The following is a 24,784-nucleotide window of genomic DNA, read 5'->3' as shown; positions in this document are numbered from 1 at the left end:
GCCGGGCATGGGCACGTCTCCCTTCGCCGGGCGGGTGTCCGGGGACGGGTGTCCGGGGACGGGTGTCCAGGACGGGTGTCCGGGGACGTCGGATGACGAAGCGTCAGACATCCGGGGGTGTGGAGATCCGGCGGCCCGTGGCCCCGCCGGGCGGCGCGAGCGGGGTGAGCCGGGGGTCCATGGCCGATACTGGACGCGTTATGGACATCGTCATCCTTGCTGTAGTCATCGCCGTGGTCGTGATCGGCGCGCTCGGCGGGCTCATCGTCGGCAGCCGGCGCAAGAAGCAGCTGCCGCCGCCCCCGCCCGCGGCGCCCGACATCACCGCCCCACCGGCCGAGCCGCACGTCGGCGACGAGGCCGAGACGCCGCGGGAGGAACCGCGGCGCACGATAGAGGAGGTGGATCTTCCAGGCGCCTCGGCTCCGGTCGTCGTCGAGGAGCCGCCCGCCGAAGCCCCCGCGATCGAGATCCCGGAACCCACCGCCGGCCGTCTGATCCGGCTGCGGTCCCGGCTCTCCCGCTCGCAGAACGCCCTCGGCAAGGGCCTGCTCACGCTGCTGTCGCGCGAGCACCTGGACGAGGACACCTGGGAGGAGATCGAGGACACGCTGCTCACCGCCGACGTCGGCGTGCAGCCCACCCAGGAACTGGTCGACCGCCTGCGCGAGCGCGTCAAGGTGCTCGGCACCCGCACCCCCGAGGAACTGCGCACCCTGCTGCGCGAGGAGCTCGTCACCCTGGTCGGCCGCGACATGGACCGCGCGGTGAAGACCGAGCCGGAGGACCGCAAGCCCGGCATCGTGATGGTCGTCGGCGTCAACGGCACCGGCAAGACCACCACGACCGGCAAGCTCGCCCGGGTCCTGGTCGCCGACGGCCAGAGCGTCGTCCTCGGCGCCGCCGACACCTTCCGGGCCGCCGCCGCCGATCAGCTCCAGACCTGGGGCGAGCGCGTCGGCGCCTACACCGTGCGCGGACCGGAGGGCGGCGACCCCGCCTCCGTCGCCTTCGACGCGGTCAAGGAGGGCAAGGAGATGGGCGCGAACGTCGTGCTCATCGACACGGCCGGGCGCCTGCACACCAAGACCGGCCTCATGGACGAGCTCGGCAAGGTCAAGCGGGTCGTGGAGAAGCACGCCCCGGTCGACGAGGTGCTGCTCGTCCTCGACGCCACCACCGGCCAGAACGGCCTCGTCCAGGCCCGCGTCTTCTCCGAGGTCGTGGACATCACCGGCATCGTGCTCACCAAGCTCGACGGCACGGCCAAGGGCGGCATCGTCGTCGCGGTCCAGCGCGAGCTGGGTGTCCCGGTGAAGCTCATCGGGCTCGGCGAGGGCGCGGACGACCTGGCGCCGTTCGAGCCGGAGGCGTTCGTTGACGCCCTTATCGGGGAGTGAGCTCACCCACCCACGAGGAAACGGCCTCCGGGCGACCGGAGCCGAGCGACGAAGCGCCCGCCCCCGGGACAGGACCGGGGCCGGGCGCTTCGCTGTGCCGGACAGAACCTAGGCGCGTGACCGGTGCGCCACGTACGCCAGCGTGCCGAGCACCAGGCGGGCCTCCGGGGGCCGGGAGGCGGAGTCGAGGGCGGGGGAGCGCAGCCACCGCACCGGGCCGAGGCCGCCGCGGTCCGAGGGCGGTGCCGTGAGGTGGCTGCCCGGGCCGAGGCCGCGCAGGTCGAGGGCGGCCGGGTCGTCCCAGCCCATGCGGTACAGCAGCCCGGGCAGGTCGGCCGCGGCACCCGGGGCGACGAGGAAGTGGGCGCGGCCGTCCGGCGTCGCGGCGACCGGGCCGACGGGCAGGCCCATGCGCTCCAGCCGGGCCAGGGCGCGGCAGCCGGCGGGCTCGGCGACCTCGATGACGTCGAACGCCCGGCCCACGGGCAGCATCACCGAGGCGCCGGGGAACTCGGCCCAGGTCCGCGTGACGTCGTCCAGCGTCGCCCCCGCGCGGAGCACCGGCGCGAAGTCCAGCGGGTGCGCGCCCGGCGCCGGGCAGTCACGGCGGCCGCAGGAGCAGGCGCCCGCCGACGCCCGGGCGCCCGGGACCACGTCCCAGCCCCACAGGCCGGTGTACTCGGCCACGGTCGTGCCGTCCGACGTGCGGCTGCGGCGGCGCGAGCCGGTCCGGATGTCGCGCATGCCCCGGCTGATGCCGATCGTGAAGCCCATACCCCCTCCAACGGGTCCGACCTACCGGTGGTTACGCAGCGGACGCGGTGCGTGACTCTCTGTTTCCGCCTTCCCGGCGGCAGTTGGTTCACTCGGCGCCCGGACGTGCCCGGGGTGGTGCACCTGGCGACGCGCGCCCCTGAGTGCGTCGCTGCTTCCACTCCTGGTTGTGCTGTGTCAAGTGAATCGTGCGAGGCCACAAGGGAGTTCATTCGTTGGGGTGGCGAATGGTGGCGTTTCCGTGTGAGCCGTGGCAGCACCGGTGATCGTAGGATTACTTTGTGTGCACGAGGCCTGGGGGCACATGCACCCACGGGTATGCCGGAGGCAAGGCGGCTTTCCGTTCGAAGGGTGACAAGGGCCCGACGGACGGTCGTACGAACCGGCATGCTGATAGGGCTTGGCGCACTCGGCGGCAAGTGGTCTCAGGGATGGGGGCGTTCCAGTGAGCGGCAACGGCGGAAGCGGGACGAACGCTGCGGGCGCGCCGCACGCGGACAAGCGCCCGAACGAGCTGCTCACCTCCTGGTTCGTCCGCAGCGGCTGGTCCAAGGGCGAGCTCGCCCGCCAGGTCAACCGCAGAGCACGCCAGCTGGGCGCCAACCACATCTCCACGGATACCTCGCGCGTGCGCCGCTGGCTCGACGGCGAGAACCCCCGCGAGCCGATCCCCAGGATCCTGTCCGAGCTGTTCTCGGAGCGCTTCGGCCTCGTCGTCTCCGTCGAGGACCTGGGTCTGCGCACCGCGCGCCAGTCGCCCTCCGCGACCGGCGTCGACCTGCCCTGGACGGGCCCGCAGACCGTGGCCCTGCTCAGCGAGTTCTCGCGCAGCGACCTGATGCTGGCGCGGCGCGGCTTCCTCGGGAGCTCGCTGGTCCTGTCCGCGGGCCCGGCCCTCATCGAGCCCATGCAGCGCTGGCTCGTCCCCTCGCCCCCCGCCCCGCGCTCCGAGGCCGACCCGGCCGGCTCCGGGCGCGCCCGCGGCCGGCTCTCCAAGCCGGAGCTGGACCTGCTGGAGTCCACGACGGTGATGTTCCGCCAGTGGGACGCCCAGTGCGGCGGCGGCCTGCGCCGCAAGGCGGTCGTCGGCCAGCTGCACGAGGTCACCGACCTGCTCCAGGAGCCGCAGCCGGAGGCCACCACCCGGCGCCTGTTCAAGGTCGCCGCCGAACTCGCCGAGCTGGCCGGCTGGATGTCCTACGACATCGGCCTCCAGCCCACCGCGCAGAAGTACTTCGTCCTCGCGCTGCACGCGGCCAAGGAGGCCGGCGACCGCCCCCTCGGCTCGTACGTGCTGTCCAGCATGAGCCGCCAGATGATCCACCTCGGCCGCCCCGACGACGCGCTGGAGCTGATCCACCTCGCCCAGTACGGCAGCCGCGACTGCGCCAGTCCCCGCACCCAGTCGATGCTGTATGCGATGGAGGCCCGCGCCTACGCCAACATGGGCCAGCCCGGCAAGTGCAAGCGGGCGGTCCGGATGGCCGAGGACACCTTCGCGGACGCCGACGAGTGGGACGAGCCGGACCCCGACTGGATCCGCTTCTTCTCCGAGGCCGAGCTGTACGGGGAGAACTCCCACTCCTACCGCGACCTCGCCTACGTGGCCGGCCGCAGCCCGACGTACGCCTCGCTGGCGGAGCCCCTGATGCGGCGGGCCGTGGAACTCTTCGCCGAGGACGGCGAGCACCAGCGTTCCTACGCGCTGAACCTGATCGGCATGGCCACCGTGCACCTCCTGCGGCGCGAGCCCGAGCAGAGCACGGTCTTCGCCTCCCAGGCCATGCAGGTCGCCAAGAAGGTCCGCTCCGAGCGCGTCAACACCCGGATCCGCAAGACCGTCGACACCGCCGCCCGCGACTTCGGCGACCTCGGCGAGGTCGTCGACCTCACCGAGCGGCTCGCCGCCGAACTGCCCGAGACCGCGGAAGCGGTCTGAGAACCACCGGGGCGGCCGCAACCCGCCCCGCCCCGAACCCCGGCCGCGGCCGGTCCTCCCGAACTGCCCGACTCGGCTCCCCCATGCCAGGTCATCGGAAGGCCGGCCGCGGCCGGCTTGCGTCCCCCGGCCCCGGAGAGCCGAAGGTTGCGCCACGATAACGATCAGCGCGCCCGCCATCCGGCAGTTCATCGACGCGTAACACGCCACACGCCTTCGTCACGGCCGCGAAACAACGAGGGGCCTCCACCGAAACCGCGCTGCGCCAATCTCGTGGCGCATAACCGGCCCACCCCTCATTCCGCTCGAGGCTTCGCCCGCACGGGGCCGTACCAACGACGAGGAGACGCCGATGGCACCAGCCATCACCCTTGCCGCAGAAGCGCCCAAGCTGTCTGCCGCCAACACAGGGTTCATGCTCATCTGTTCCGCCCTGGTGATGCTCATGACCCCGGGTCTGGCCTTCTTCTACGGAGGCATGGTCCGCGTCAAGAGCACCCTGAACATGCTGATGATGAGCTTCATCAGCCTCGGGATCGTCACCGTCCTGTGGGTGCTGTACGGCTTCTCCATGGCGTTCGGCACCGACTCCGGCAGCCTCATCGGCTGGAACTCCGACTGGGTCGGCCTCGGCGACATCGGCCTGACGGAGCTGTGGCCCGGCTACACCATCCCGGTGTTCGTCTTCCTGGTCTTCCAGCTGATGTTCGCGATCATCACGCCCGCCCTGATCAGCGGCGCCCTCGCGGACCGCGTGAAGTTCAGCGCCTGGGCCCTGTTCGTCGCCCTGTGGGCCACGGTCGTCTACTTCCCGGTCGCGCACTGGGTGTGGGGCGCCGGCGGCTGGGCCTTCGAACTGGGCGTGATCGACTTCGCCGGTGGTACGGCGGTCCACATCAACGCCGGTGCCGCGGCCCTCGGCGTGATCCTGGTCATCGGCAAGCGCATCGGCTTCAAGCGGGACCCGATGCGCCCGCACAGCCTGCCGCTGGTCATGCTCGGCGCCGGTCTGCTGTGGTTCGGCTGGTTCGGCTTCAACGCCGGCTCCTGGCTCGGCAACGACGACGGCGTGGGCGCGCTGATGTTCGTCAACACCCAGGTCGCCACCGCCGCCGCGGTCCTCGGCTGGCTCGCCTACGAGAAGATCCGCCACGGCGCCTTCACCACCCTGGGCGCCGCCTCCGGCGCCGTCTCCGGACTGGTCGCCATCACCCCGGCCGGCGGCGCGGTCTCCCCGCTCGGCGCGATCGCCGTCGGCGCCATCGCCGGTGTGCTGTGCGCCATGGCGGTCGGCCTGAAGTACAAGCTGGGCTACGACGACTCCCTCGACGTCGTCGGCGTCCACCTCGTCGGCGGCATCCTCGGCTCCCTCCTCATCGGCTTCTTCGCCACCGGCAAGGGCCAGTCGAAGGTCGAGGGTCTCTTCTACGGCGGCGGCCTGGAGCAGTTCTGGAAGCAGTGCGCCGGTGTCTTCGGCGTCCTCGCCTACTCCCTGATCGTCTCCGCGATCCTCGCCTTCGTCCTCGACCGGACCATGGGCATGCGGGTCACCGAGGACGACGAGGTCGCCGGCATCGACCAGGCCGAGCACGCCGAGACCGCATACGACTTCAGCGGCGCGGGCGGCGGGGCCGCCAAGACCGCCGTCACGGCCCCGGTCGCCGCAACCGCGAGCAAGAAGGTGGACGCATGAAGCTCATCACCGCCGTCGTGAAGCCGCACCGGCTCGACGAGATCAAGGAGGCCCTGCAGGCCTTCGGAGTGCACGGACTGACGGTCACCGAGGCCAGCGGCTACGGCCGCCAGCGGGGCCACACCGAGGTCTACCGGGGCGCCGAGTACACCGTCGACCTCGTCCCCAAGATCCGCATCGAGGTCCTGGTCGAGGACGACGACGCCGAGCAGCTCATCGATGTCGTGGTCAAGGCGGCCCGTACCGGCAAGATCGGTGACGGCAAGGTCTGGTCCGTCCCCGTCGACACGGCCGTACGGGTCCGGACCGGCGAGCGCGGCCCCGACGCGCTCTGAGACAGAGGAACAGGAGTCGCCGGGTGACGGGAACTGACATGCGCAAAGAGGCAGAGGACTCGGGACCCAGCGGCTACGCGGCGGCCCGGCTGCGCCTCCTCACCGAGGAGGCGCGGTCCGGGCCGCCGCGCCGTGCGGCCCTGGCCGAACTCACCGACGACTGGCTCACCGGCCTGTTCGCGGCGGGCGCGGAAGGACTGCGCGGCGTGAGCCTGGTCGCCGTCGGCGGCTACGGGCGCGGCGAGCTGTCCCCGCGCAGCGACCTCGACCTGCTCCTGCTGCACGACGGCGGCGACCCCAAGGCGGTCGCCGCCCTCGCCGACCGGCTCTGGTACCCCGTCTGGGACCTGGGCCTTGACCTCGACCACTCGGTGCGCACCCCCGCCGAGGCCCGCAGGACCGCCGGCGAGGACCTCAAGGTGCAGCTCGGCCTGCTGGACGCCCGGCACCTCGCCGGCGACCTCGGCCTCACCGCCTCCCTGCGCACCACCGTGCTGGCCGACTGGCGCAACCAGGCGCCCAAGCGCCTGCCCGAACTGCAGGAACTGTGCGCCGAACGCGCCGAGCGGCAGGGCGAGCTGCAGTACCTGCTGGAGCCCGACCTGAAGGAGGCCCGCGGCGGACTGCGCGACGCCACCGCCCTGCGGGCCGTCGCCGCCTCCTGGCTCGCCGACGCCCCGCGCGAGGGACTCGCCGACGCCCGGCGCCGGCTCCTCGACGTCCGGGACGCCCTGCACCTGGCCACCGGGCGCGCCACCGACCGGCTCGCCCTGCAGGAGCAGGACCAGGTGGCCGCCGAGCTCGGCCTGCTCGACGCGGACACGCTGCTGCGGCAGGTGTACGAGGCGGCGCGGCTCGTGTCGTACGCCAGCGACGTCACCTGGCGCGAGGTCGGACGGGTGCTGCGCTCGCGCGCGGTGCGGCCCCGGCTGCGCAAACTGGCAAGGGAGCGGAGCGACTTCCTCAGAAGGGCGGTGGTGGGCGACGGGAGGGCGCTGGGCGGCGGGAAGCCGGCCACCGAGCGCTCCCCGCTCGCCGAGGGCGTGGTGGAGCAGGACGGCGAGGTGGTGCTCGCCCGCGCCGCCCGCCCCGAACGCGACCCCGTCCTGCCGCTGCGCGCCGCCGCGGCCGCCGCGCAGGCCGGACTCCCGCTCTCCCTGCACGCCGTACGGCGCCTTGCGGCCACCGTGCGCCCGCTGCCCACGCCCTGGCCCGCCGAGGCCCGCGAGCAGCTCGTCACCCTGCTGGGCTCCGGCCGCCCCACCGTCGAGGTCTGGGAGGCGCTGGAGGCCGAAGGGCTGATCACCCGGCTGCTGCCCGACTGGGAGCGGGTGCGCTGCCGGCCGCAGCGCAACGCCGTGCACCTGTGGACGGTCGACCGGCACCTCATCGAGACCGCCGTGCGCGCGTCGGAGTTCACCCGCCGGGTCAGCCGGCCCGACCTGCTGCTGGTCGCCGCCCTGCTGCACGACATCGGCAAGGGCTGGCCCGGCGACCACTCGGTGGCCGGCGAGATCATCGCCAAGGACGTGGCCGCCCGCATCGGCTTCGACCACCACGACGTGACCGTCGTCGCCACCCTCGTACGGCACCACCTGCTGCTCGTCGAGACCGCCACCCGGCGCGACCTGGAGGACCCGGCCACCGTGCGGGCCGTCGCCGAGGCCGTCGGCTCCCCGGGCACCCTGGAGCTGCTGCACGCGCTCACCGAGGCCGACGCCCTGGCCACCGGCCCGGCCGCGTGGTCGTCCTGGCGGGGCTCGCTCGTCGCCGACCTGGTCACCCGGGTCTCGGCGGTGCTCGCCGGGAACCTCCCGGACGACCCCGAGGAGGCCGCGCCCACCGCCGAACAGGAGCGGCTCGCCCTGGAGGCCGCCGCGACGGGCAGCCCCGTCCTCGCCCTGCGCGCCCAGACCGAGCCGCCGGCCGGGGAGGAACCCTCCGGTGACCCGGAACCCCTCGGGGTGGAACTGCTCATCGCCGTGCCCGACCAGCCGGGCGTACTGCCCGCGGTGGCCGGTGTCCTGGCCGTGCACCGGCTGACCGTACGGACCGCCGAGCTGCGCTCCCTGCGCCTCCCGGACGGGGTGGACGGCTCCGTCCTGCTGCTCGACTGGCGGGTCGCCGCCGAGTACGGCTCGCTGCCGCAGGCCGCCCGGCTGCGCGCGGACCTGGTCCGGGCCCTGGACGGCTCCCTGGACATCGCCGCCCGGCTCGCCGAGCGGGACGCGGCCTACCCGCGCCGCCGGGGCGTGGTGGCGCCCCCGCCGAGGGTGTCGGTCCACCCGGCCGCCTCCCGGCTGGCCACGGTCATCGAGGTGCGCTCCCAGGACGCCCCCGGCCTGCTGTTCCGCATCGGCCGTGCCCTGGAGGACGCGACGGTGCGGGTGCGCAGCGCGCATGTCAGCACCCTGGGCGCCAACGCCGTCGACGCCTTCTACGTGACCGGCCCGGAGGGCGCGCCGCTGCCCGGTGACGAGGCCGAGGCGGTGGCGCGGAAACTGGAGGAGACACTGCGCGGGTGAGGCCGACCCGGCGACTTGTCACGCCGGGATACCCTGGAGGGCGATTCCCCCGTCTGTCTCCGACCCCGAGGACCGCGAGCGCCGTGTTCGATACTCTTTCCGATCGCCTCTCAGCGACCTTCAAGAACCTGCGCGGCAAGGGACGGCTCTCCGAGGCGGACATCGACGCCACGGCGCGCGAGATCCGGATCGCTCTGCTGGAAGCCGACGTCGCCCTGCCGGTCGTCCGGACGTTCATCAAGAACGTCAAGGAGCGTGCCCTCGGCGCCGAGGTCTCCCGGGCGCTGAACCCGGCCCAGCAGGTCCTCAAGATCGTCAACGAGGAACTGGTCACCATCCTCGGCGGCGAGACCCGGCGGCTGCGCTTCGCCAAGCAGCCGCCCACCGTGATCATGCTGGCCGGTCTGCAGGGCGCCGGCAAGACGACCCTCGCGGGCAAGCTCGGCCGCTGGCTGAAGGAGCAGGGCCACTCACCGCTGCTGGTCGCCTGTGACCTCCAGCGCCCGAACGCGGTGAACCAGCTCAGCGTGGTCGCCGAGCGCGCCGGTGTCGCCGTCTACGCCCCGGAGCCGGGCAACGGCGTGGGCGACCCGGTCAAGGTCGCCAAGGACTCGATCGACTTCGCCAAGTCCAAGGTCCACGACATCGTGATCGTGGACACAGCCGGCCGCCTGGGCATCGACCAGGACATGATGCGGCAGGCCGCGGACATCCGCGACGCCGTCTCCCCCGACGAGATCCTGTTCGTAGTCGACGCGATGATCGGCCAGGACGCCGTCAACACCGCCGAGGCCTTCCGCGACGGCGTGGGCTTCGACGGCGTGGTGCTCTCCAAGCTCGACGGCGACGCCCGCGGTGGTGCCGCCCTGTCGATCCGGCAGATCACCGGCAAGCCGATCATGTTCGCGTCGAACGGCGAGAAGCTCGACGACTTCGACGCCTTCCACCCTGACCGGATGGCCTCCCGCATCCTCGACATGGGTGACCTGCTCACCCTGATCGAGCAGGCGGAGAAGACGTTCAGCCAGGAAGAGGCCGAGAAGATGGCCTCCAAGCTGGCGTCCAAGAAGGGCCAGGACTTCACCCTGGACGACTTCCTGGCCCAGATGGAGCAGGTCCGCAAGATGGGCTCCATCTCCAAGCTGCTCGGCATGCTGCCGGGCATGGGCCAGATGAAGGACCAGATCCAGAACCTGGACGAGCGGGACGTCGACCGCACGGCGGCCATCATCAAGTCGATGACCCCGGGTGAGCGCCAGGACCCGACGATCATCAACGGCTCGCGCCGCGCCCGTATCGCCCGTGGTTCCGGTGTCGAGGTTAGCGCCGTGAAGAACCTGGTCGAGCGGTTCTTCGAGGCCCGCAAGATGATGTCCCGCATGGCCCAGGGCGGCGGCATGCCGGGGATGCCCGGGATGCCGGGCATGGGCGGTGGCCCCGGCCGGGCCAAGAAGAAGCAGAAGCAGGCCAAGGGCAAGCAGCGCTCCGGCAACCCGATGAAGCGCAAGCAGCAGGAGCAGGAGGCCGCCGCCCGCCGCGCGGCCGCCGCCGAGGGCGGCGCCTTCGGCCTGCCCCAGCAGGGCGCCAAGGACTTCGAACTGCCGGACGAGTTCAAGAAGTTCATGGGCTGACGGCCCGCCCCGCACGCCACCGAGGGCGCCCCCTGCGCGCAGGGGGCGCCCTCGCCGTCAGCTGTCGACGTCGTACGGGTCCTGACGGCCCGGGGGCCCTCCCGGGCGCCGATGAGGATGCTGCCGCCCTGCCCGTCGGCGAAGACCCGCTGCCGTCGTCCACGTCGGAGCCGTCGGTGACGCCTGGGGGCGCGGGCGGTGGCCGTGCTCCTCGCGTCGGCCGTACTCTTCGCGTCGGCCGTGCTCCTCGCGTGGGTCGTGCCCTTCACACCTGCACCGGATCAGGTGCCGGCCGTCACGGAACCCGGGCGATCAGATACCGGAAGACGTTCGGCATCCACACCGTGCCGTCCTGGCGCTGGTGGGGGTGGAGCGCCTCGGCCAGCTCCTTGTCGACCTGCACCTGGTCGGTCGCCGTCATCGCCGCGTCGAACAGGCCCGTCGACTTCAGGCCGCGCACCGCGCTGTCCACGTCGGCGTACCCGAAGGGACAGGCCACGCGCCCTGAGCCGTCCGGCCTGAGCCCGGCCCGCTGGGCGACCTCCTCCAGGTCGTCGCGCAGCGGCGGGCGGCAGCCGCCCGTGCCGCGCAGTGGCTCCGACAGCTTCGTGGCGACCCGCAGCACCGAGGTCGTGGCGCAGCGCTCCGGAGGACCCCAGCCGGCCAGCACCACGGCCGCCCCGTGTCCGGCGAGCGGCGTCGCCTCCGCGAGCAGCCCGCCGAGCCCTTCCGCGTCACCGGCGAGGCACCCGATCGGCTCGAAGGCCGTCACCAGCGTGTACGCGGGCGCGCCCGGCCGCTCGGTGTCCCGGGGCGAGCCCTCCACCAGCCGGGTGTCCGGACGTCCGTGCGTGCCCCACGCCTCGGGCAGCAGCCGCTGCCGTGCCAGGGTCATTCTTTCGGGGGATGAGTCGACACCGGTGACCGCCGCTCCCCGGGCGGCGGCCATCAGCAGGGCGAGTCCGCTTCCGCAGTCGAGGCCGAGCAGGTGCGTGGCGGGACCCACGTCCAGTCGCTCGTAGACGGCCTCGTAGAGCGGTACGAGCATCCGCTCCTGGATCTCGGACCAGTCACGCGCGCGTGCACGCAGGTCCACACGGGGTGCGGCCCCCGCGTGAGGCAGGTGCTGCCGCACGAGCGTAGGTGTCATAAGTAAGCGCCCCAATCCGCCGAGAGTTGCCTCTTGCCCGATTCCATGGCCCCCGTGACAGTGCGCTCGCACTCCCCCCGTATGCCAGGTAACTCCCCCCTCGACCCGTCGTCCAGTGGAATGCGGCAGGGCTTGTGAGATGTCATGTGCCGGTGGCGAGATTTCACATTCCGGCAACGCGGGCCCGCAGCATCGCGCCAAGGCGAAGGCCCCGTACTCACTCCCCGGGCGGACGATTCCCCGCGCTGGTACCGGGACCTGATCACTGGGGCCCATTCCGACGAGGCGGTTCTGGCCAAGGCCCGCGAGCTCGGCGGCCGGCCGGGGCGGCCGGGATCCGCGTCCACGTCGACGCCCGCGCCGACGTCCCCTTCGGTCGCCGAGCCGTCGCGTGGGAGCCCGAGGGCGTACCGGTCCGCATCGAGGTCGGCCCGCGTGACCTGGAGAACGGCACGCGATGCCGGCGCGGCGGATCCCGGGCGGCCAGGAGTCGGTCTCCCTGGGCGACGGCGATCTGGCCGGGCTGCTGCCCCGAGAACCTGGAGGAGGACCAGGCGCTGCTGCTGCGGCAGTCCCGCGAGCGCCGCGAGTCCCGTACCGCCGAGATCTCCACCTCAAAGGCGGTGAGGAGGGCGGGCCAGGCTCGCCGACCACGCCGTGACCGTACGGTGTCCGGTCACCGAGGACGGGTCGGTGCCGGACGACGGTGACGCGCCCGGTAACGTCGCGGTCGTGGCGCACGCTTACTGAAGCACAACGCCCGGCCGCCCGGGGGCGCAGGGCGGCCGAAACGCCCCTTGCGCCTTCGCGGACCCCCGTCTCCCCGGCGCGCGGAGCAGGCCTACGCGCCGGGGCGTACGTGCGGCTACGCACCACCTTGTGGTGAGCTGTGCGGCTTCTCCACAGATCAGCGCAGGCGTCCTCGTCGGGACGCATCAGAGGCAACTGACGGGTACGTGCAAATTATTTGGGATGCCCCGGAATCGGAACACTGGGGCACCCCGGCTCGTTGTCATTACGTGAGCACGACACAGACACCACCTGTTCTCGCCGCAGAGCTGGCACAGGCGTGGGCCGATATTCAGCGGTACCACCCCGAGCTGCCCGACCTTGCCGCGCCAGAGTCCCTGATCGGGGAGTCGTCGTCCGCGTGCGGTCACGAGCTCTCCTTCGAGCGACTGCTCCATGAGGCAGTCCATGGCATCGCCGCCGCGCGCGGCGTCCGCGACACCTCCCGTGCCGGCCGCTACCACAACCGCAGATTCCTCGCGATCGCCGAGGAGCTGGGCCTGGACCACCCCGAGGAACCGCATCCCAGCAGCGGCTTCTCCCTGGTCACGCTCACGCCCGAGGCGAAGCGCCGCTACCGTCCGACGATGGAGCGCCTCCAGCGCGCGCTGAAGGCCCACACCGCCGCGACCTCCTCCGACACCTCCCGCACCTTCCGGGGCCCGGCCGCCCGGCACGGCTCCTCGGGCGGCGGTGTCCGCGTCAAGGCGGTCTGCGACTGCGGGCGCAACGTCCGCGTCGTCCCGTCGGTCCTCGCCCAGGCCCCCATCGTCTGCGGCGGCTGCGGCAAGCCGTTCCGGATCCCCGAGGTCGTGGGGGCGGGAGCGGTGGCCGGCTGACGTCAGGCACCGGCATCTCGTGGCTGCCGGTCGGGACGTACAGCCGGAACGGATCGGCGCCCGGTGTGCTGCACCCGCACGCCGGGCGCCGATCCGGCATGCCCGCACGCCGCCCGGACCCCGGCCCGGAGCGGCCCCCGGGGTGTGGCACAATGGCTAGCTGTACTCGACAGCCGCACAGGAACCCTCTCGCCTCCGGCTGACGCGTCCATCGGGCACTCGGGTACCGCAACCCCACGCGGCTCTCTCGCCGTGCCCAACCACGTCAAATCCAGGAGAACCCACTCCCGTGGCAGTCAAGATCAAGCTGAAGCGTCTGGGCAAGATCCGTTCGCCTCACTACCGCATCGTCGTCGCCGACTCCCGCACCCGTCGTGACGGCCGTGCGATCGAGGAGATCGGCAAGTACCACCCGACGTACAACCCGTCGGTCATCGAGGTCGACGCGGACCGTGTCGCGTACTGGCTGGGTGTCGGCGCGCAGCCGACCGAGCCCGTGCTCGCCATCCTCAAGAAGACCGGCGACTGGCAGAAGTTCAAGGGCGAGCCGGCTCCGGCCCCGCTCCTGACCCGGCCCGAGAAGGCCGCGCGCCCGTCGTTCGAGGCTCTCGGCGGTGAAGACGAGGGCAAGGGTGAGGCGATCACCCAGAAGAAGAAGGCTGAGAAGAAGGACGAGGCCGCCGCTGAGTCCGCTTCGACCGAGGCCTGAGCATGCTCGAGGAGGCTCTCGAGCACCTCGTGAAGGGCATCGTCGACAACCCTGACGATGTGCAGGTCGCCTCGCGCAACCTGCGCCGCGGGCGGGTGCTCGAGGTCCGGGTCCACCCGGACGACCTCGGCAAGGTGATCGGCCGCAACGGCCGCACCGCACGCGCCCTGCGTACCGTCGTGGGCGCCATCGGCGGTCGCGGTGTCCGCGTCGACCTCGTCGACGTGGACCACGTCCGCTGACGCTGAACGCAACCGGCTCGGGCCGGTCCGGCGGATCAGGTCGCAGGAATCAGGCGGTTGCTTTCACGGCACGTGAGCGGGGCCTGGTGCGTCCAGCTGCAAGGCGGAGGAGGGAGTCGACGCGGAGCGTCGGCGACTGACGACAACGCGGCAGATGGGCGTGCCAGGCCCCGCGTCTGCGACAGGATCCGCCGGATCGGCCCGAGGGCCGGGGAGGGCCTGAGGGCCGTCCCCGGCCCGCAGTCGTATGACAGGAGAATGCACTCGTGCAGCTGGTAGTCGCACGGATCGGCCGTGCCCATGGCATCAAGGGTGAGGTCACCGTCGAGGTACGCACCGACGAGCCGGAACTCAGGCTCGCCCCGGGCGCCGTGCTCGCCACCGACCCCGCCTCCGTGGGGCCGCTCACCATCGAGACGGGCCGCGTGCACAGCGGCCGTCTCCTGCTGCGCTTCGAGGGCGTGAGCGACCGCACGGGCGCGGAGGCCCTGCGCAACACCCTCCTGATCGCCGAGGTCGACCCGGAGGAACTGCCCGAGGGCGAGGACGAGTACTACGACCACCAGCTCATCGACCTCGACGTGGTCACCGCCGACGGCACCGAGGTCGGACGGATCACGGAGATCTCGCACCTGCCCACCCAGGACCTGTTCATCGTGGAGCGCCCCGACGGCAGCGAGGTGCTGGTCCCCTTCGTCGAGGAGATCGTCGCCGAGATCGACCTGGAGGAGCAGAAGGCCGTCATCACCCCGCCGCCGGGCCTGATCGACGACCGTGCCGAGATCGCCTCCAGCCGGGACGAGTCCTGATGCGCCTCGACGTCGTCACGATCTTCCCCGAGTACCTCGAACCGCTGAACGTCTCCCTCGTCGGCAAGGCCCGCGCGCGCGGACAGCTCGACGTCCACGTCCACGACCTGCGGACCTGGACCTACGACCGGCACAACACGGTCGACGACACCCCCTACGGCGGCGGCCCCGGCATGGTCATGAAGACCGGGCCCTGGGGAGACGCCCTGGACACCGTCCTCGCCGACGGCTACGAGACGGGCTCCCGGGAGCCCGCCCTCATCGTCCCCACGCCCAGCGGCCGCTCCTTCACCCAGGAACTCGCCGTCCACCTCTCCGAGCGCCCCTGGCTGATCTTCACGCCGGCCCGCTACGAGGGCATCGACCGGCGCGTCGTCGACGAGTACGCCACGCGCATGCCGGTGTACGAGGTGTCCATCGGCGACTACGTCCTGGCCGGGGGCGAAGCGGCCGTGCTCGTCGTCACGGAGGCCGTGGCGCGGCTGCTCCCGGGCGTCCTGGGCAACGCCGAGTCGCACCGCGACGACTCCTTCGCGCCCGGCACGATGGCCAACCTCCTGGAAGGGCCCGTCTACACCAAGCCGCCCGAGTGGCGCGGCCGGGACATCCCCGACGTGCTGCTCAGCGGCCACCACGGCAAGATCGCCCGCTGGCGCCGGGACGAGGCCCTCAAGCGCACCACCGCCCACCGGCCCGACCTCATCGAGCGGTGCGACCCCAAGGCCTTCGACAAGAAGGACCGCGAGATGCTCTCCATCCTGGGCTGGGCACCGGACCCGGCGGGGGAGCCGTACGGCCGATTTTGGCGCAGGACCGACGGCGTGGAAGAATAGCCAGCTGTTGTGCGTACGTCCGGCGCGCGCCCCTGCCACAGGGGGAGACGACGCCCGTCCCGACGAGCACAGCCCAGATCCGAAACACCTAGTTTCCGTTGATGACCTGTGGCATCAGCGAAGAAAGCAGACGACATGTCTCACCTGCTCGACTCCGTCGACTCCGCCTCGCTGCGCAGCGACGTCCCCGCCTTCCGCCCGGGCGACACGGTCAACGTGCACGTCCGCGTCATCGAGGGCAACCGCTCCCGTGTGCAGCAGTTCAAGGGCGTCGTGATCCGCCGCCAGGGCTCCGGCGTGCGCGAGACCTTCACGGTCCGCAAGGTCTCCTTCTCCGTCGGCGTCGAGCGCACCTTCCCGGTGCACACCCCGATCGTGGAGAAGATCGAGCTCGTCACCAAGGGTGACGTCCGCCGCGCCAAGCTGTACTACCTGCGCGAGCTGCGCGGCAAGGCCGCGAAGATCAAGGAGAAGCGCGAGAGCTGAGCGCTCTCCGGAGTTCACACCGGAGCCGGATAGCATCTGGCTCCGATGGACACCGAAGCACAGCACCCGGAGCGCGACCGCTCCTCCCGCCCTTCCGACTCCGAGGAGACCCCCTCGGACTCCGGAGGTCCGGAGGGCCGGTCGCGTTTCGCGTTGGTGTCGCGGATCAGCGCCCACGTCCCGGGCGGCCGGATCACCCTGGCCCTCTTCCTGTGCCTGCTGTTCCCGCTGCTGCTCGGCACCTTCGTCCTGCGGCCGTTCCAGATTCCCAGCGGATCCATGGAACAGGCGTTGAGGATCGGGGACCGGGTTCTCGTAAATAAGTTGGCGTACCGTTTCGGTGCCGTGCCGCAGCGGGGAGACATCGTCGTGTTCGACGGGACCGGGTACTTCGGGCACGCGGACTACATCAAACGCGTTGTCGGCGTGGGGGGAGACCACGTGGTCTGCTGCGACGACGAGGGGAGGATCCAGGTGAACGGCCGGCCGGTCGACGAATCGGGCTTCCTGTACCCCGGGGACAGCCCGTCCTCCGTGCCCTTCGACGTCGTCGTGCCCGCCGGCAGGCTCTTCCTCCTCGGCGACCACCGCAGCGACTCCAGCGACTCCCGCGCCCACCTCGGCTCACCCGGCGGCGGCATGATCCCGGTCGGCGAGGTCATCGGCCGCGCCGACTGGATCGTCTGGCCCTCCGCCCACGCCACCCGCCTCGACCGCTCCGGCGCCTACGCGCGCGTGCCGGCGCCGGGAAGGGCGGGCGCCCATGGGTAACCGCGGCAAACCGCGCGGCGTGCCCGCCAGCCCCGCGGAGAACCTGCTGCCCACCGGCGCCCGGCGCGCCGCCGGGCCGTCCAGCGGCCGGACGCGGGCCGAGCGGCGCAAGCTCCAGCGCAAGGTCAAGCGGCGCCGCAGGCGCGGTGCCGTCAAGGAGGTACCCCTCCTCGTCGGCGTCGCCGTCCTGATCGCCCTCGTGCTGAAGACCTTCCTCGTCCAGGCCTTCGTGATCCCGTCGGGCTCCATGGAGCAGACGATCCAGATCGGCGACCGGGTGCTGGTCGACAAGCTCACCCCGTGGTTCGGCTCCAAGCCGCAGCGCGGGGACGTCGTCGTCTTCAAGGACCCCGGCGGCTGGCTCCAGGACGAGCAGACCACGCCCAAGAAGGACGACCCCGTCGGCGTCAAGCAGATCAAGGAAGGGCTCACCTTCATCGGCCTGCTGCCGTCGGAGAACGAGAAGGACCTCATCAAGCGGGTCGTCGGCGTCGGCGGAGACCGCGTCAAGTGCTGCGACACACAAGGACGCGTGACCGTCAACGGCATCCCGCTGAACGAGGACTACCTGTACCCCGGTGCCGCCCCGTCCGACACGCCGTTCGACATCACGGTGCCGCAGGGACGCCTGTGGGTGATGGGCGACCACCGCAACAACTCCGCCGACTCCCGCGCCCACCAGGACACCGACTACGGCGGCACGGTCTCCGAGGACGAGGTCGTGGGCCGCGCCATGGTCATCGCCTGGCCCCTCGGCCACTGGACCACCCTGGAGGAACCGAACACCTACGCCTCCGTGTCCGACGCGGGCACCGGGTCGACCGCGGCTCCCCGGCCGTCGCATAGGGTTGCCCCGGACGATTCGAACGGAACGATCCAGCTCCCGACTCCTGCGGAACTCCCGCTCGTTATGGGAGTGGTGGGCCTGCGTCGTATATGGGGCAGGCGGCGGCACAGAGTGAGGAGTTGGCGTGGGGGATGTGGCGGTTGGCGCACGGTCCGGACACGACGGAGAGGAACACCGCGGACGCCCCGCGGAATCCGCCGTCCCGGCCGCGGACAGCGCCGTGACCTCCGGGAGTGACTCCGGGGCAGCCGAGGACGACAGGGTGACAAGCGAGTACAGCACAGCAGAGGGCGAAGGTCCGGGCGGCACGTCCCGGACGCCGAAGAAGCCGCGTTCCTTCTGGAAGGAGCTGCCGATCCTGATCGGCATCGCGCTGGTGCTGGCGCTGCTGATCAAGACCTTCCTCGTGCAGGCGTTCTCCATCCCGTCCGACTCGATGCAGAACACCCTGCAGCAGGGCGACCGGGTGCTGGTGGACAAGCTCACCCCCTGGTTCGGCTCCGAGCCGGAGCGCGGCGAGGTCGTCGTCTTCCACGATCCCGACAACTGGCTCGCGGGCGAGCCGACCACGGACCCCAACGCGCTCCAGACGTTCCTCAGCTGGATCGGCCTCATGCCGTCCGCTGAGGAGAAGGACCTCATCAAGCGGGTCGTCGGCGTCGGTGGTGACACGATCGAGTGCAAGGGCACCGGCCCGTTGACGGTCAACGGCAAGGAGCTCGACGAGCAGTCGTACGTCTACCCCGGCAACACGCCGTGCAGCGTCGACGACCAGGGCGGCCAGTTCAAGGTGAAGGTCCCCCAGGACCACATCTGGGTGATGGGCGACCACCGGCAGAACTCCCGCGACTCCCGCTACAACCAGTCCGACAAGAACAACGGCATGGTCCCCGTGAAGGACGTCGTCGGACGCGCCGTCGTCATCGCCTGGCCGGTCAACCGCTGGGCGGGCCTGCCGGTGCCGGACACCTTCGACCAGTCGGGCCTGGACGCCCGGGCGGCCGCCGCCCTGCCGCTGGCGCCGCAGGGGCTGGCGCTGGCCGCGGTGGCCCCGGTGGTGTGGTGGCGCCGCAGGAAGCAGTGATTCCGACGGCGTGATGACCCTGGTCGGTACCCCCGGGTAGGGTGCGGATCCATGGGTGGCGAGAGCATGACGCACACGGCCCCGCGCGGCGGCGGCTCAGGAACCGGCCCGGTGGGCAGCCGGACCGGACAGCGGTTGTCCGGGCTGGCCGTCGCACTGGGCCTGGTGCTTTTCCTCGGGGGATTCGCCTGGGCGGCGGTCGTGTACCGGCCGTACACCGTCCCCACCAGCTCGATGACCCCGACGATCGACGCCGGTGACCGGATCCTGGCGCAGCGCGTCGACGGCGGCGCGGTGCGCCGCGGTGACGTCGTCGTCTTCAAGGACGTGTCCTGGGCGAACGCGCCCATGGTCAAGCGCGTGGTCGCCGTCGGCGGCGATACGGTCTCCTGCTGCCAGGACGGCGGGCTCAAGGTCAACGGCAAGAAGATCGACGAGGCGTACCTGCCCGCGGGCGCGTCGGAGGGGGCGAACAACTTCCCGACCGTGACCGTCCCCGAGGGCCGTCTCTTCCTGCTCGGTGACGAGCGCGGCAGCTCCGTGGACTCCACCGCCCACCTGACCGACGCCGCCAGCGGCACGGTGGCCCGCTCCGCCGTGGACGCGCGCGTGGACGCGGTCGTCTGGCCCATGGAGGGCATGCTGGAGCGGCCCACGGGCTTCGAGCCCCTCGGCGCCCTCTCCTCGCCCGGACCGCTGCGGACGATCACCCTGCTCATCGTCGCCGGCGGCGTGCTCGTCCTCGGCGGAGGCGCCTACGGGCCCGTCGCCAAGCGTGCGGGCGCGGCCCGCGCACGGCGGGCGAGCGCGGAGCCCGCCGGTGTCCGCTGAGGCCGCCGGGGCGGGCCAGGACACCTACCAGGGAGGACTGCGCAAGGTCGCCCGGGTGATCCTGCTGGATCCGCGGGACCGCATCCTGCTGCTGCACGGGCACGAGCCGGACGATCCGGCCGACGACTGGTGGTTCACGCCCGGCGGGGGTGTCGAGGGCGACGAGACCCGTGAACAGGCCGCCCTGCGGGAACTCGCCGAGGAGACGGGCATCACCGAGGTCGAACTCGGCCCGGTGCTGTGGCGGCGCAGGTGCTCGTTCCCGTTCGCGGGCCGCCGCTGGGACCAGGACGAGTGGTACTACCTGGCTCGCACGGACCGGACGGCCGTCGCCGCCACCGGGCTGACCGAGCTGGAACGGCGCAGTGTCGCCGGAGCGCGCTGGTGGACGTGTCCGGAACTGACCCGGGCACATGAGACGGTGTATCCGACCAGACTCGCCGGGCTGCTGCGCACGCTGCTCGACGAAGGTCCCCCGTCCAGGCCCGTGATCCTTGACCCGGAAATCGTCTAGGGGTTCGCGGGACTGGCGCACAATGGTGGGATCGCACGGCTGAAGGGGAACATGCCATGAGCGCCGAGGACCTCGAGAAGTACGAGACCGAGATGGAGCTGAAGCTCTACCGGGAGTACCGCGATGTCGTCGGTCTGTTCAAATACGTGATCGAGACCGAGCGGCGCTTCTATCTGACCAACGACTACGAGATGCAGGTGCACTCGGTCCAGGGTGAGGTGTTCTTCGAGGTGTCCATGGCGGATGCCTGGGTCTGGGACATGTACCGGCCGGCGCGGTTCGTGAAGCAGGTCCGGGTGCTGACGTTCAAGGATGTGAACATCGAGGAGCTGAACAAGAGCGATCTGGAGCTGCCGAGCGGCTGAGTCCGCTCGCTCCGGTTCATCGCTCGCCCCGGTTCATCGATCGCTCCGGTTTATCGCTCGCCCCGGAATTTCACCCGGGAGGGTGGCGGGGTTTTCCACATCCGCCGGTCCGTCCACCAAGATCCACTCGATGGGCGCGGGTGCGTGATCGTCGGTGCCGGAGGTGGTGCCGACATGAACGCACATCTGGCACGCAGCGCCATGGGCAGGTACGGAGAGACCCTGGCGGCACGGCGGCTGTCCGAAGCCGGCCTGACGGTCCTGGAGCGCAACTGGCGCTCCGGCCGCACGGGTGAGATCGACATCGTGGCCAGGGACGGCGACGTCCTGGTCGTCTGCGAGGTGAAGACCCGCAGGGAGGGCCCCTTCGAGCATCCGATGGCGGCCGTGACACCGCGGAAGGCCCGGCGGCTGCGGGACCTCGCCGAGCGCTGGATCCAGACCCACGGGGGCGCTCCGCCCGGCGGCGTCCGCATCGGCGTGGTCGGGGTGCTGCTGCCGTCGCGCGGCGCCGCCGTGGTCGAGCACGTGCGGGGGGTGGCGTGATGGCGTTCGCCCGTGCGTGTTCGGTGGCGCTGGTGGGCGTCGAGGGCGTGGTCGTCGAGGTCCAGGCGGATCTCGAACCGGGCGTGGCGGCGTTCACGCTGGTGGGGCTGCCCGACAAGAGCCTGACGGAGAGCCGGGACCGGGTGCGCGCCGCGGTCGTCTTCCCTGTCAAGTTCATCTGTTCAGGCATGTCCCCCTCCTAAGGGCTGTTACGCCAGCGTGTCGCGGGGCTCTGGTGGGGTAGCTCAAGCGAGAGCGAGTCGGCGGGAGCCGGAGCGAGGTTCATCCGATCTAATCGAACATGTGAGTGAATCTCGTGGGATGCCTTACGATCGGATACGGCGCCATCGGGTCGGCAACCCATCAAGCCGGAGCATTGCGGTGCTGCTCCCAACCGCACTAGGGTCGTTGCGGCGATCTTGGTCTGGTGAGAGCCCCTCGGTGCTAGCCCAATCGTGAGGGCTGCCGCGTGATTTTCCGTGTCTTCGGACAGGGTGGCTCGGTTAAGGCCTATGTTGCCGAACGACCTAGACGGGGCTTCTCGGAGGGCGGGAAGGTGCAGTCGCGCCTGATGGTGGTGATGTGCCTCTGGCGCGAGTTAGGGCCCCTCGTGGGGCAGGTCTACGGGTGAGGACGGGATTGAGTCATGGCGGTTGCGGCGCGAGGACCAGTCGATGTGCTCTCGAAGTCGGTCCCGTCGGGCACGCTGATTCCGCAAGAGTCGAAGTTGCAGGCGGTGAACGCCTTCGGCGTGCAGGCCATCGTTGCCTATCGATGCGATGCGGTCGAGTGCAAGAGGCGCGCAGATGCAGGTATGGCGCCGTTGACCCGGCCGGACGTGCTGGATCTACTCATGGGCCTGCCTGAGGGCGAAGCGGTGCCCGTTAGCGCCTTGAGCGGACCCGAACGGCGAGCCCTCAAAGCGACGCCAAAGGGTGCGGTCATCCAAAGCAGCCGAACCGTAACCAGGCAAGCTGTCCAGCCCTTGCGTGTTGATCTTGCCATCGTGCCTGGTAGAGGGTGGGAGTCGGCAATGGAGAAGGCTGAGCTCTTCACCCCGTTCTGTGCGCGAGCGGTACTTATCGAGCGCCCATTGCGTCGCAAGGATGACGCAATGCTGCAGGCTGACTTTTATGGCATCGGCCTCTTGGCTCTGGTTGGCAATGAGCTGGACGTGCTGGTTCCACCGCGGCCCTTCGTGAAGCGCCGCCACACTGTTGCTGGCTGGAAATTCCTCGAAGACATGTACACCCAGCTGGCGTAGTGAAGCGTGGCGGCCGTGTGAACAGCCTCTGGTAGGTGGCCGGAGCGGCCACGCTAGGAAGCAGGCAGCGTCGCCCATGCCGACAGGGGTGGCGGAGGCTGGAAGCCCCTCTTTGCTGAGAGCCCGATGCGCTGGTTCTCGAGCGGGTAGCGGTTGATGGCAGCTGCACACTTTTCCTGCCACCAGGTCTTTCGCTTTGGACCGACTTCGTAGCCGGCCATTTCGCTGACCCATGTGCTCCAGGTGAGGATGTTGTGGTCCTCGGCTTCGACACGTGTCTCGCGATCAGTCTTGTAGAAGCGGTCGAGCCCACGTCCGTTGCAGATCTCGCAGGGGCACGTCGCAGGCTCCGCGTTTGCGTAGCGGTGGGCGAGCGACTCGGCACCCTTGAAGCACATGAGCTCCGGCATCAAGATATTCGGGTACACAGGGCCGTTCGGCTTGCTGACCTTGGCTCGCTCGCCGGGTGCCACGCTGTGTCGCACAGAGCTTGTGACGCCGATGCCGGCGCAGAGGGCACCGTGGACCATCGCATCGATGGCTGCCAGGTCTGTCCGCAGCAGCATCATGCCCTCGACCTCGGAGATCACGCGGCGGAGGTTTGCGGGGATGACCTTGGCGTGCTGCAGCGGATCGAACTGGCCGACCAGCACGAGGGCCTTTGACTGGTTGATGCGCTGGCACGCGGCGATGAGCTGGCCGACGCGCTCATTGCTGAGCCACGTGACGTCGACAGGCACAGTCACGACCGTGTCGAGGCGCTCGATGCGTTGTGCGGCGCGGATCACCGCTTTCAGCGGCTTGGAGGCTCCGGGCGCGATGTAGCCCGTGGGCGTCAGTGCGGCGCTTGCCCCTGCTGCCTTCTGGAAGCCGAGTGCGTCATCGAGGGTCGCGAACATCTGGTCTTGCGGCAGGAGGAACGGCTCGTCCTCGGTCGCCGTGTGGGTCGTGTACGGGGCGCTGTCGATCAGCATGGTGCCGGTGAAACCCGCCTCGGTCCGAAGCTTGAAGGCACGGGTCTCGGCATTGTCTCCAGTCATCACTACGCCACCGAGGGCGTTGTCGATTGCGTTGCGCTGGCGCGGGATGAAGCGTGAGTGCTCGTGCAGCAACACGCGCCCAGCCAGGATCGGAGTTGCAGGGACGCTGGCATCGAGTACCCGCAGAGCAGGCGGGCGCTGTCCGAAGGGTGCGGGGTTGCTCAAGAGTTCACCTCACAGGTGGGCCGGAGTCGCAACGGCCCCGGACGAAGAGGAAGCGCACAAGTAGATCTCGTGGAACTCCTCGTGACCCAGGCCTGCCAGTTGAGCTGCATGGGTGGGATCGAGGTGGTGCTGTTGCTCAAGCCGGGTTACGACCTGAGCGATGTAGTGCGGGGTCTCGCGCTGAACAGTGACGGGTTCGACGGTGCGGTAGCCGAGCGCCGACATTTCGACCATAAGGTTGCGGTACTGCCACTCGCTGACGACTCCGAGAGAGAGTGCCCGCCTGATGAGCGCGGCCATGGAAACGCCCCACCTGGCCTTCAGCTCCATCAGTCTCTGCAAGTCAACGCCCGGCTTCAGCTCGGGGAGGATCGCGTCATGCGGCATGAGGAACTCGGCCGCAAAGCGGTCGGCCTGCTCTTCCTGGAGGCGCCCCTCTCCGGGTTCCCTGTGCATCGTGACGTGCCCAAGCTCGTGCGCCAGGCTGAAGCGGAAACGGTCGCCGGGCGCGGTCGAGTTGAGCAGGAAGAGTGGTGGGCTGCCGTCCGGCCACTGGCTGACGGCGTCCAATTCCGCTGTTCCAAGGTCCCGGACGACCACTGAGGCGCCAGCGCCCTCTATGACTGAGACCAGGTCGTCGATCGGTCCTTGGTTGACGCCCCACTCTTCCCGCAACGTAGCAGCCGCATCCTCGGGTGTGTCCAGGTCGTCAACCTCGATGTGACGGAAGTCGTGGTTCTCTAGGTCGGTCAACGGTGCGGTGAGTGCCTCAACCTGTAGCCGAGTCAAGGTCAGAGTGGCATGGATGCGGCGGAGGCTCGTGGCCCCCATCGAGGCACGCTTCCGGTGGTGGACCAGGCCAACGCCGACACCGTGAGTGTCAGTGGTGCGGCATAGCATCTCAGGCGTGTACCCGAGAGCTTCCGCGTACAGCTCAAGGCGATCGTCCCTCACCTGCAAACGGCCGGCTTCGGCGCGGCTCACGTACCCCTGGGAGACCCGGTTGGCGCCGTCGAGTCGCGACATCGTGACTGCCAGGTCCGCTTGCGTCATCCCGCGGGACTCTCGAGCCAGCGCGAGCATGGCGGGCACCGCGATCTGGCCCTCGCCAGTCTTCATCGTCCACCCCTTCCATCCTCAGGCTCTCCGCAGAGTATACACAGATCCATCCCTCGCTGTAGCACCCCAAAATATTCCGCGTTC

The 24,784-nt window shown here is 70.6% G+C and carries 24 protein-coding genes and 2 pseudogenes; 22 read left to right on the top strand and 4 right to left on the bottom strand.

Going from position 1 to position 24,784, the window contains the following annotated elements; translation table 11 throughout:
- Positions 1-200 precede the first annotated feature (200 nt).
- A complete protein-coding gene (gene ftsY, locus ABZY20_RS19160; protein ID WP_356442703.1) occupies positions 201-1,400 on the top strand; it encodes a signal recognition particle-docking protein FtsY in 1,200 nt (399 codons plus the stop codon).
- Positions 1,401-1,508: 108 nt separating this feature from the next.
- On the opposite strand, the gene ABZY20_RS19155 is transcribed toward ftsY, so the two are convergent.
- A complete protein-coding gene (locus ABZY20_RS19155) occupies positions 1,509-2,174 on the bottom strand; it encodes a bifunctional DNA primase/polymerase (protein WP_356442702.1) in 666 nt (221 codons plus the stop codon).
- Between the two features lie 445 nt (positions 2,175-2,619).
- On the opposite strand from ABZY20_RS19155, the gene ABZY20_RS19150 reads away from it, so the two are divergent.
- The 5 genes from ABZY20_RS19150 (at position 2,620) to ffh (ending at position 10,297) form a co-directional block, all read left to right on the top strand.
- Positions 2,620-4,113 carry a hypothetical protein gene (locus ABZY20_RS19150; protein WP_356442701.1) on the top strand — a complete coding sequence of 498 codons (1,494 nt, stop codon included), beginning with the start codon at positions 2,620-2,622 and terminating at the stop codon, positions 4,111-4,113.
- A gap of 352 nt (positions 4,114-4,465) precedes the next feature.
- On the top strand, positions 4,466-5,806 hold the full coding sequence (locus ABZY20_RS19145) for an ammonium transporter (RefSeq protein WP_356442700.1): 1,341 nt from the start codon (positions 4,466-4,468) through the stop codon (positions 5,804-5,806).
- Positions 5,803-6,141, top strand: a complete 339-nt coding sequence (locus tag ABZY20_RS19140) for a P-II family nitrogen regulator (protein ID WP_142192909.1) — start codon at positions 5,803-5,805, stop codon at positions 6,139-6,141. Before ABZY20_RS19145 ends, ABZY20_RS19140 begins: the two co-directional genes overlap by 4 nt.
- Before the next feature lie 23 nt (positions 6,142-6,164).
- Positions 6,165-8,666: a [protein-PII] uridylyltransferase gene (locus tag ABZY20_RS19135; protein ID WP_356442699.1), complete on the top strand. Its 2,502-nt coding sequence runs from the start codon at positions 6,165-6,167 to the stop codon at positions 8,664-8,666.
- Between the two features lie 83 nt (positions 8,667-8,749).
- Positions 8,750-10,297, top strand: a complete 1,548-nt coding sequence (ffh, locus tag ABZY20_RS19130; protein WP_356442698.1) for a signal recognition particle protein — start codon at positions 8,750-8,752, stop codon at positions 10,295-10,297.
- Positions 10,298-10,592: 295 nt separating this feature from the next.
- On the opposite strand, the gene ABZY20_RS19125 is transcribed toward ffh, so the two are convergent.
- Positions 10,593-11,447: a class I SAM-dependent methyltransferase gene (locus ABZY20_RS19125; protein ID WP_356442697.1), complete on the bottom strand. Its 855-nt coding sequence runs from the start codon at positions 11,445-11,447 to the stop codon at positions 10,593-10,595.
- A 279-nt stretch (positions 11,448-11,726) separates the two neighbouring features.
- Here ABZY20_RS19125 and ABZY20_RS19120 point away from each other — a divergent pair.
- From ABZY20_RS19120 to ABZY20_RS19045, 16 genes and pseudogenes are all read left to right on the top strand, one after another.
- A pseudogene (locus tag ABZY20_RS19120) lies at positions 11,727-12,197 on the top strand (His/Gly/Thr/Pro-type tRNA ligase C-terminal domain-containing protein); the annotation flags it as partial.
- Positions 12,198-12,466: 269 nt separating this feature from the next.
- The gene (locus ABZY20_RS19115; RefSeq protein WP_114255550.1) at positions 12,467-13,075 is read left to right on the top strand and encodes a hypothetical protein; all 609 of its coding nucleotides are present in this window, start codon (positions 12,467-12,469) and stop codon (positions 13,073-13,075) included.
- 289 nt (positions 13,076-13,364) lie between these two features.
- Positions 13,365-13,784, top strand: coding sequence for a 30S ribosomal protein S16 (gene rpsP / locus ABZY20_RS19110; protein ID WP_356442696.1), 420 nt, complete (start codon positions 13,365-13,367; stop codon positions 13,782-13,784).
- Between the two features lie 2 nt (positions 13,785-13,786).
- Positions 13,787-14,026, top strand: coding sequence for an RNA-binding protein (locus ABZY20_RS19105; protein ID WP_003973401.1), 240 nt, complete (start codon positions 13,787-13,789; stop codon positions 14,024-14,026).
- A gap of 266 nt (positions 14,027-14,292) precedes the next feature.
- Entirely contained in the window at positions 14,293-14,835 is a 543-nt protein-coding gene (rimM, locus tag ABZY20_RS19100) for a ribosome maturation factor RimM (protein ID WP_356442695.1), read from the top strand.
- The gene (gene trmD / locus ABZY20_RS19095; RefSeq protein ID WP_356442694.1) at positions 14,835-15,668 is read left to right on the top strand and encodes a tRNA (guanosine(37)-N1)-methyltransferase TrmD; all 834 of its coding nucleotides are present in this window, start codon (positions 14,835-14,837) and stop codon (positions 15,666-15,668) included. The genes rimM and trmD overlap by 1 nt, the downstream gene beginning before the upstream one ends.
- 135 nt (positions 15,669-15,803) lie before the next feature.
- Positions 15,804-16,154, top strand: a complete 351-nt coding sequence (gene rplS / locus ABZY20_RS19090) for a 50S ribosomal protein L19 (RefSeq protein WP_184827508.1) — start codon at positions 15,804-15,806, stop codon at positions 16,152-16,154.
- A 45-nt stretch (positions 16,155-16,199) separates the two neighbouring features.
- A complete protein-coding gene (lepB, locus tag ABZY20_RS19085) occupies positions 16,200-16,925 on the top strand; it encodes a signal peptidase I (protein WP_356442693.1) in 726 nt (241 codons plus the stop codon).
- Positions 16,918-18,009 (top strand): signal peptidase I, encoded by a 1,092-nt coding sequence (lepB, locus tag ABZY20_RS19080; protein WP_356442692.1) that lies wholly within the window; start codon positions 16,918-16,920, stop codon positions 18,007-18,009. Before lepB (ABZY20_RS19085) ends, lepB (ABZY20_RS19080) begins: the two co-directional genes overlap by 8 nt.
- The gene (lepB, locus tag ABZY20_RS19075) at positions 17,897-18,856 is read left to right on the top strand and encodes a signal peptidase I (protein ID WP_356442691.1); all 960 of its coding nucleotides are present in this window, start codon (positions 17,897-17,899) and stop codon (positions 18,854-18,856) included. The genes lepB (ABZY20_RS19080) and lepB (ABZY20_RS19075) overlap by 113 nt, the downstream gene beginning before the upstream one ends.
- A 51-nt stretch (positions 18,857-18,907) precedes the next feature.
- The gene (gene lepB / locus ABZY20_RS19070) at positions 18,908-19,687 is read left to right on the top strand and encodes a signal peptidase I (protein WP_356442690.1); all 780 of its coding nucleotides are present in this window, start codon (positions 18,908-18,910) and stop codon (positions 19,685-19,687) included.
- The gene (locus ABZY20_RS19065; RefSeq protein ID WP_356442689.1) at positions 19,677-20,201 is read left to right on the top strand and encodes an NUDIX hydrolase; all 525 of its coding nucleotides are present in this window, start codon (positions 19,677-19,679) and stop codon (positions 20,199-20,201) included. Before lepB (ABZY20_RS19070) ends, ABZY20_RS19065 begins: the two co-directional genes overlap by 11 nt.
- A 56-nt stretch (positions 20,202-20,257) precedes the next feature.
- Positions 20,258-20,566: a DUF2469 domain-containing protein gene (locus ABZY20_RS19060; protein WP_003993268.1), complete on the top strand. Its 309-nt coding sequence runs from the start codon at positions 20,258-20,260 to the stop codon at positions 20,564-20,566.
- A 144-nt stretch (positions 20,567-20,710) separates the two neighbouring features.
- The gene (locus tag ABZY20_RS19055; protein WP_356442688.1) at positions 20,711-21,112 is read left to right on the top strand and encodes a YraN family protein; all 402 of its coding nucleotides are present in this window, start codon (positions 20,711-20,713) and stop codon (positions 21,110-21,112) included.
- Positions 21,112-21,312, top strand: a pseudogene (locus ABZY20_RS19050) (magnesium chelatase domain-containing protein); the annotation flags it as partial. The gene ABZY20_RS19055 and the pseudogene ABZY20_RS19050, both read left to right, overlap by 1 nt.
- 476 nt (positions 21,313-21,788) lie before the next feature.
- Positions 21,789-22,376, top strand: coding sequence for a hypothetical protein (locus ABZY20_RS19045; protein WP_356442687.1), 588 nt, complete (start codon positions 21,789-21,791; stop codon positions 22,374-22,376).
- 53 nt (positions 22,377-22,429) lie between these two features.
- Here ABZY20_RS19045 and ABZY20_RS19040 read toward each other — a convergent pair whose 3' ends face one another.
- Together ABZY20_RS19040 and ABZY20_RS19035 are read right to left on the bottom strand one after the other, a co-directional pair.
- Entirely contained in the window at positions 22,430-23,491 is a 1,062-nt protein-coding gene (locus tag ABZY20_RS19040) for a hypothetical protein (RefSeq protein ID WP_356442686.1), read from the bottom strand.
- A gap of 99 nt (positions 23,492-23,590) precedes the next feature.
- Positions 23,591-24,700 (bottom strand): XRE family transcriptional regulator, encoded by a 1,110-nt coding sequence (locus ABZY20_RS19035; protein WP_356442685.1) that lies wholly within the window; start codon positions 24,698-24,700, stop codon positions 23,591-23,593.
- Positions 24,701-24,784 lie beyond the last annotated feature (84 nt).

This window comes from Streptomyces sp. NPDC006624, assembly GCF_040611555.1.
GTDB lineage: Bacteria > Actinomycetota > Actinomycetes > Streptomycetales > Streptomycetaceae > Streptomyces.
This window is presented reverse-complemented; position numbering and strand designations above follow the sequence as displayed.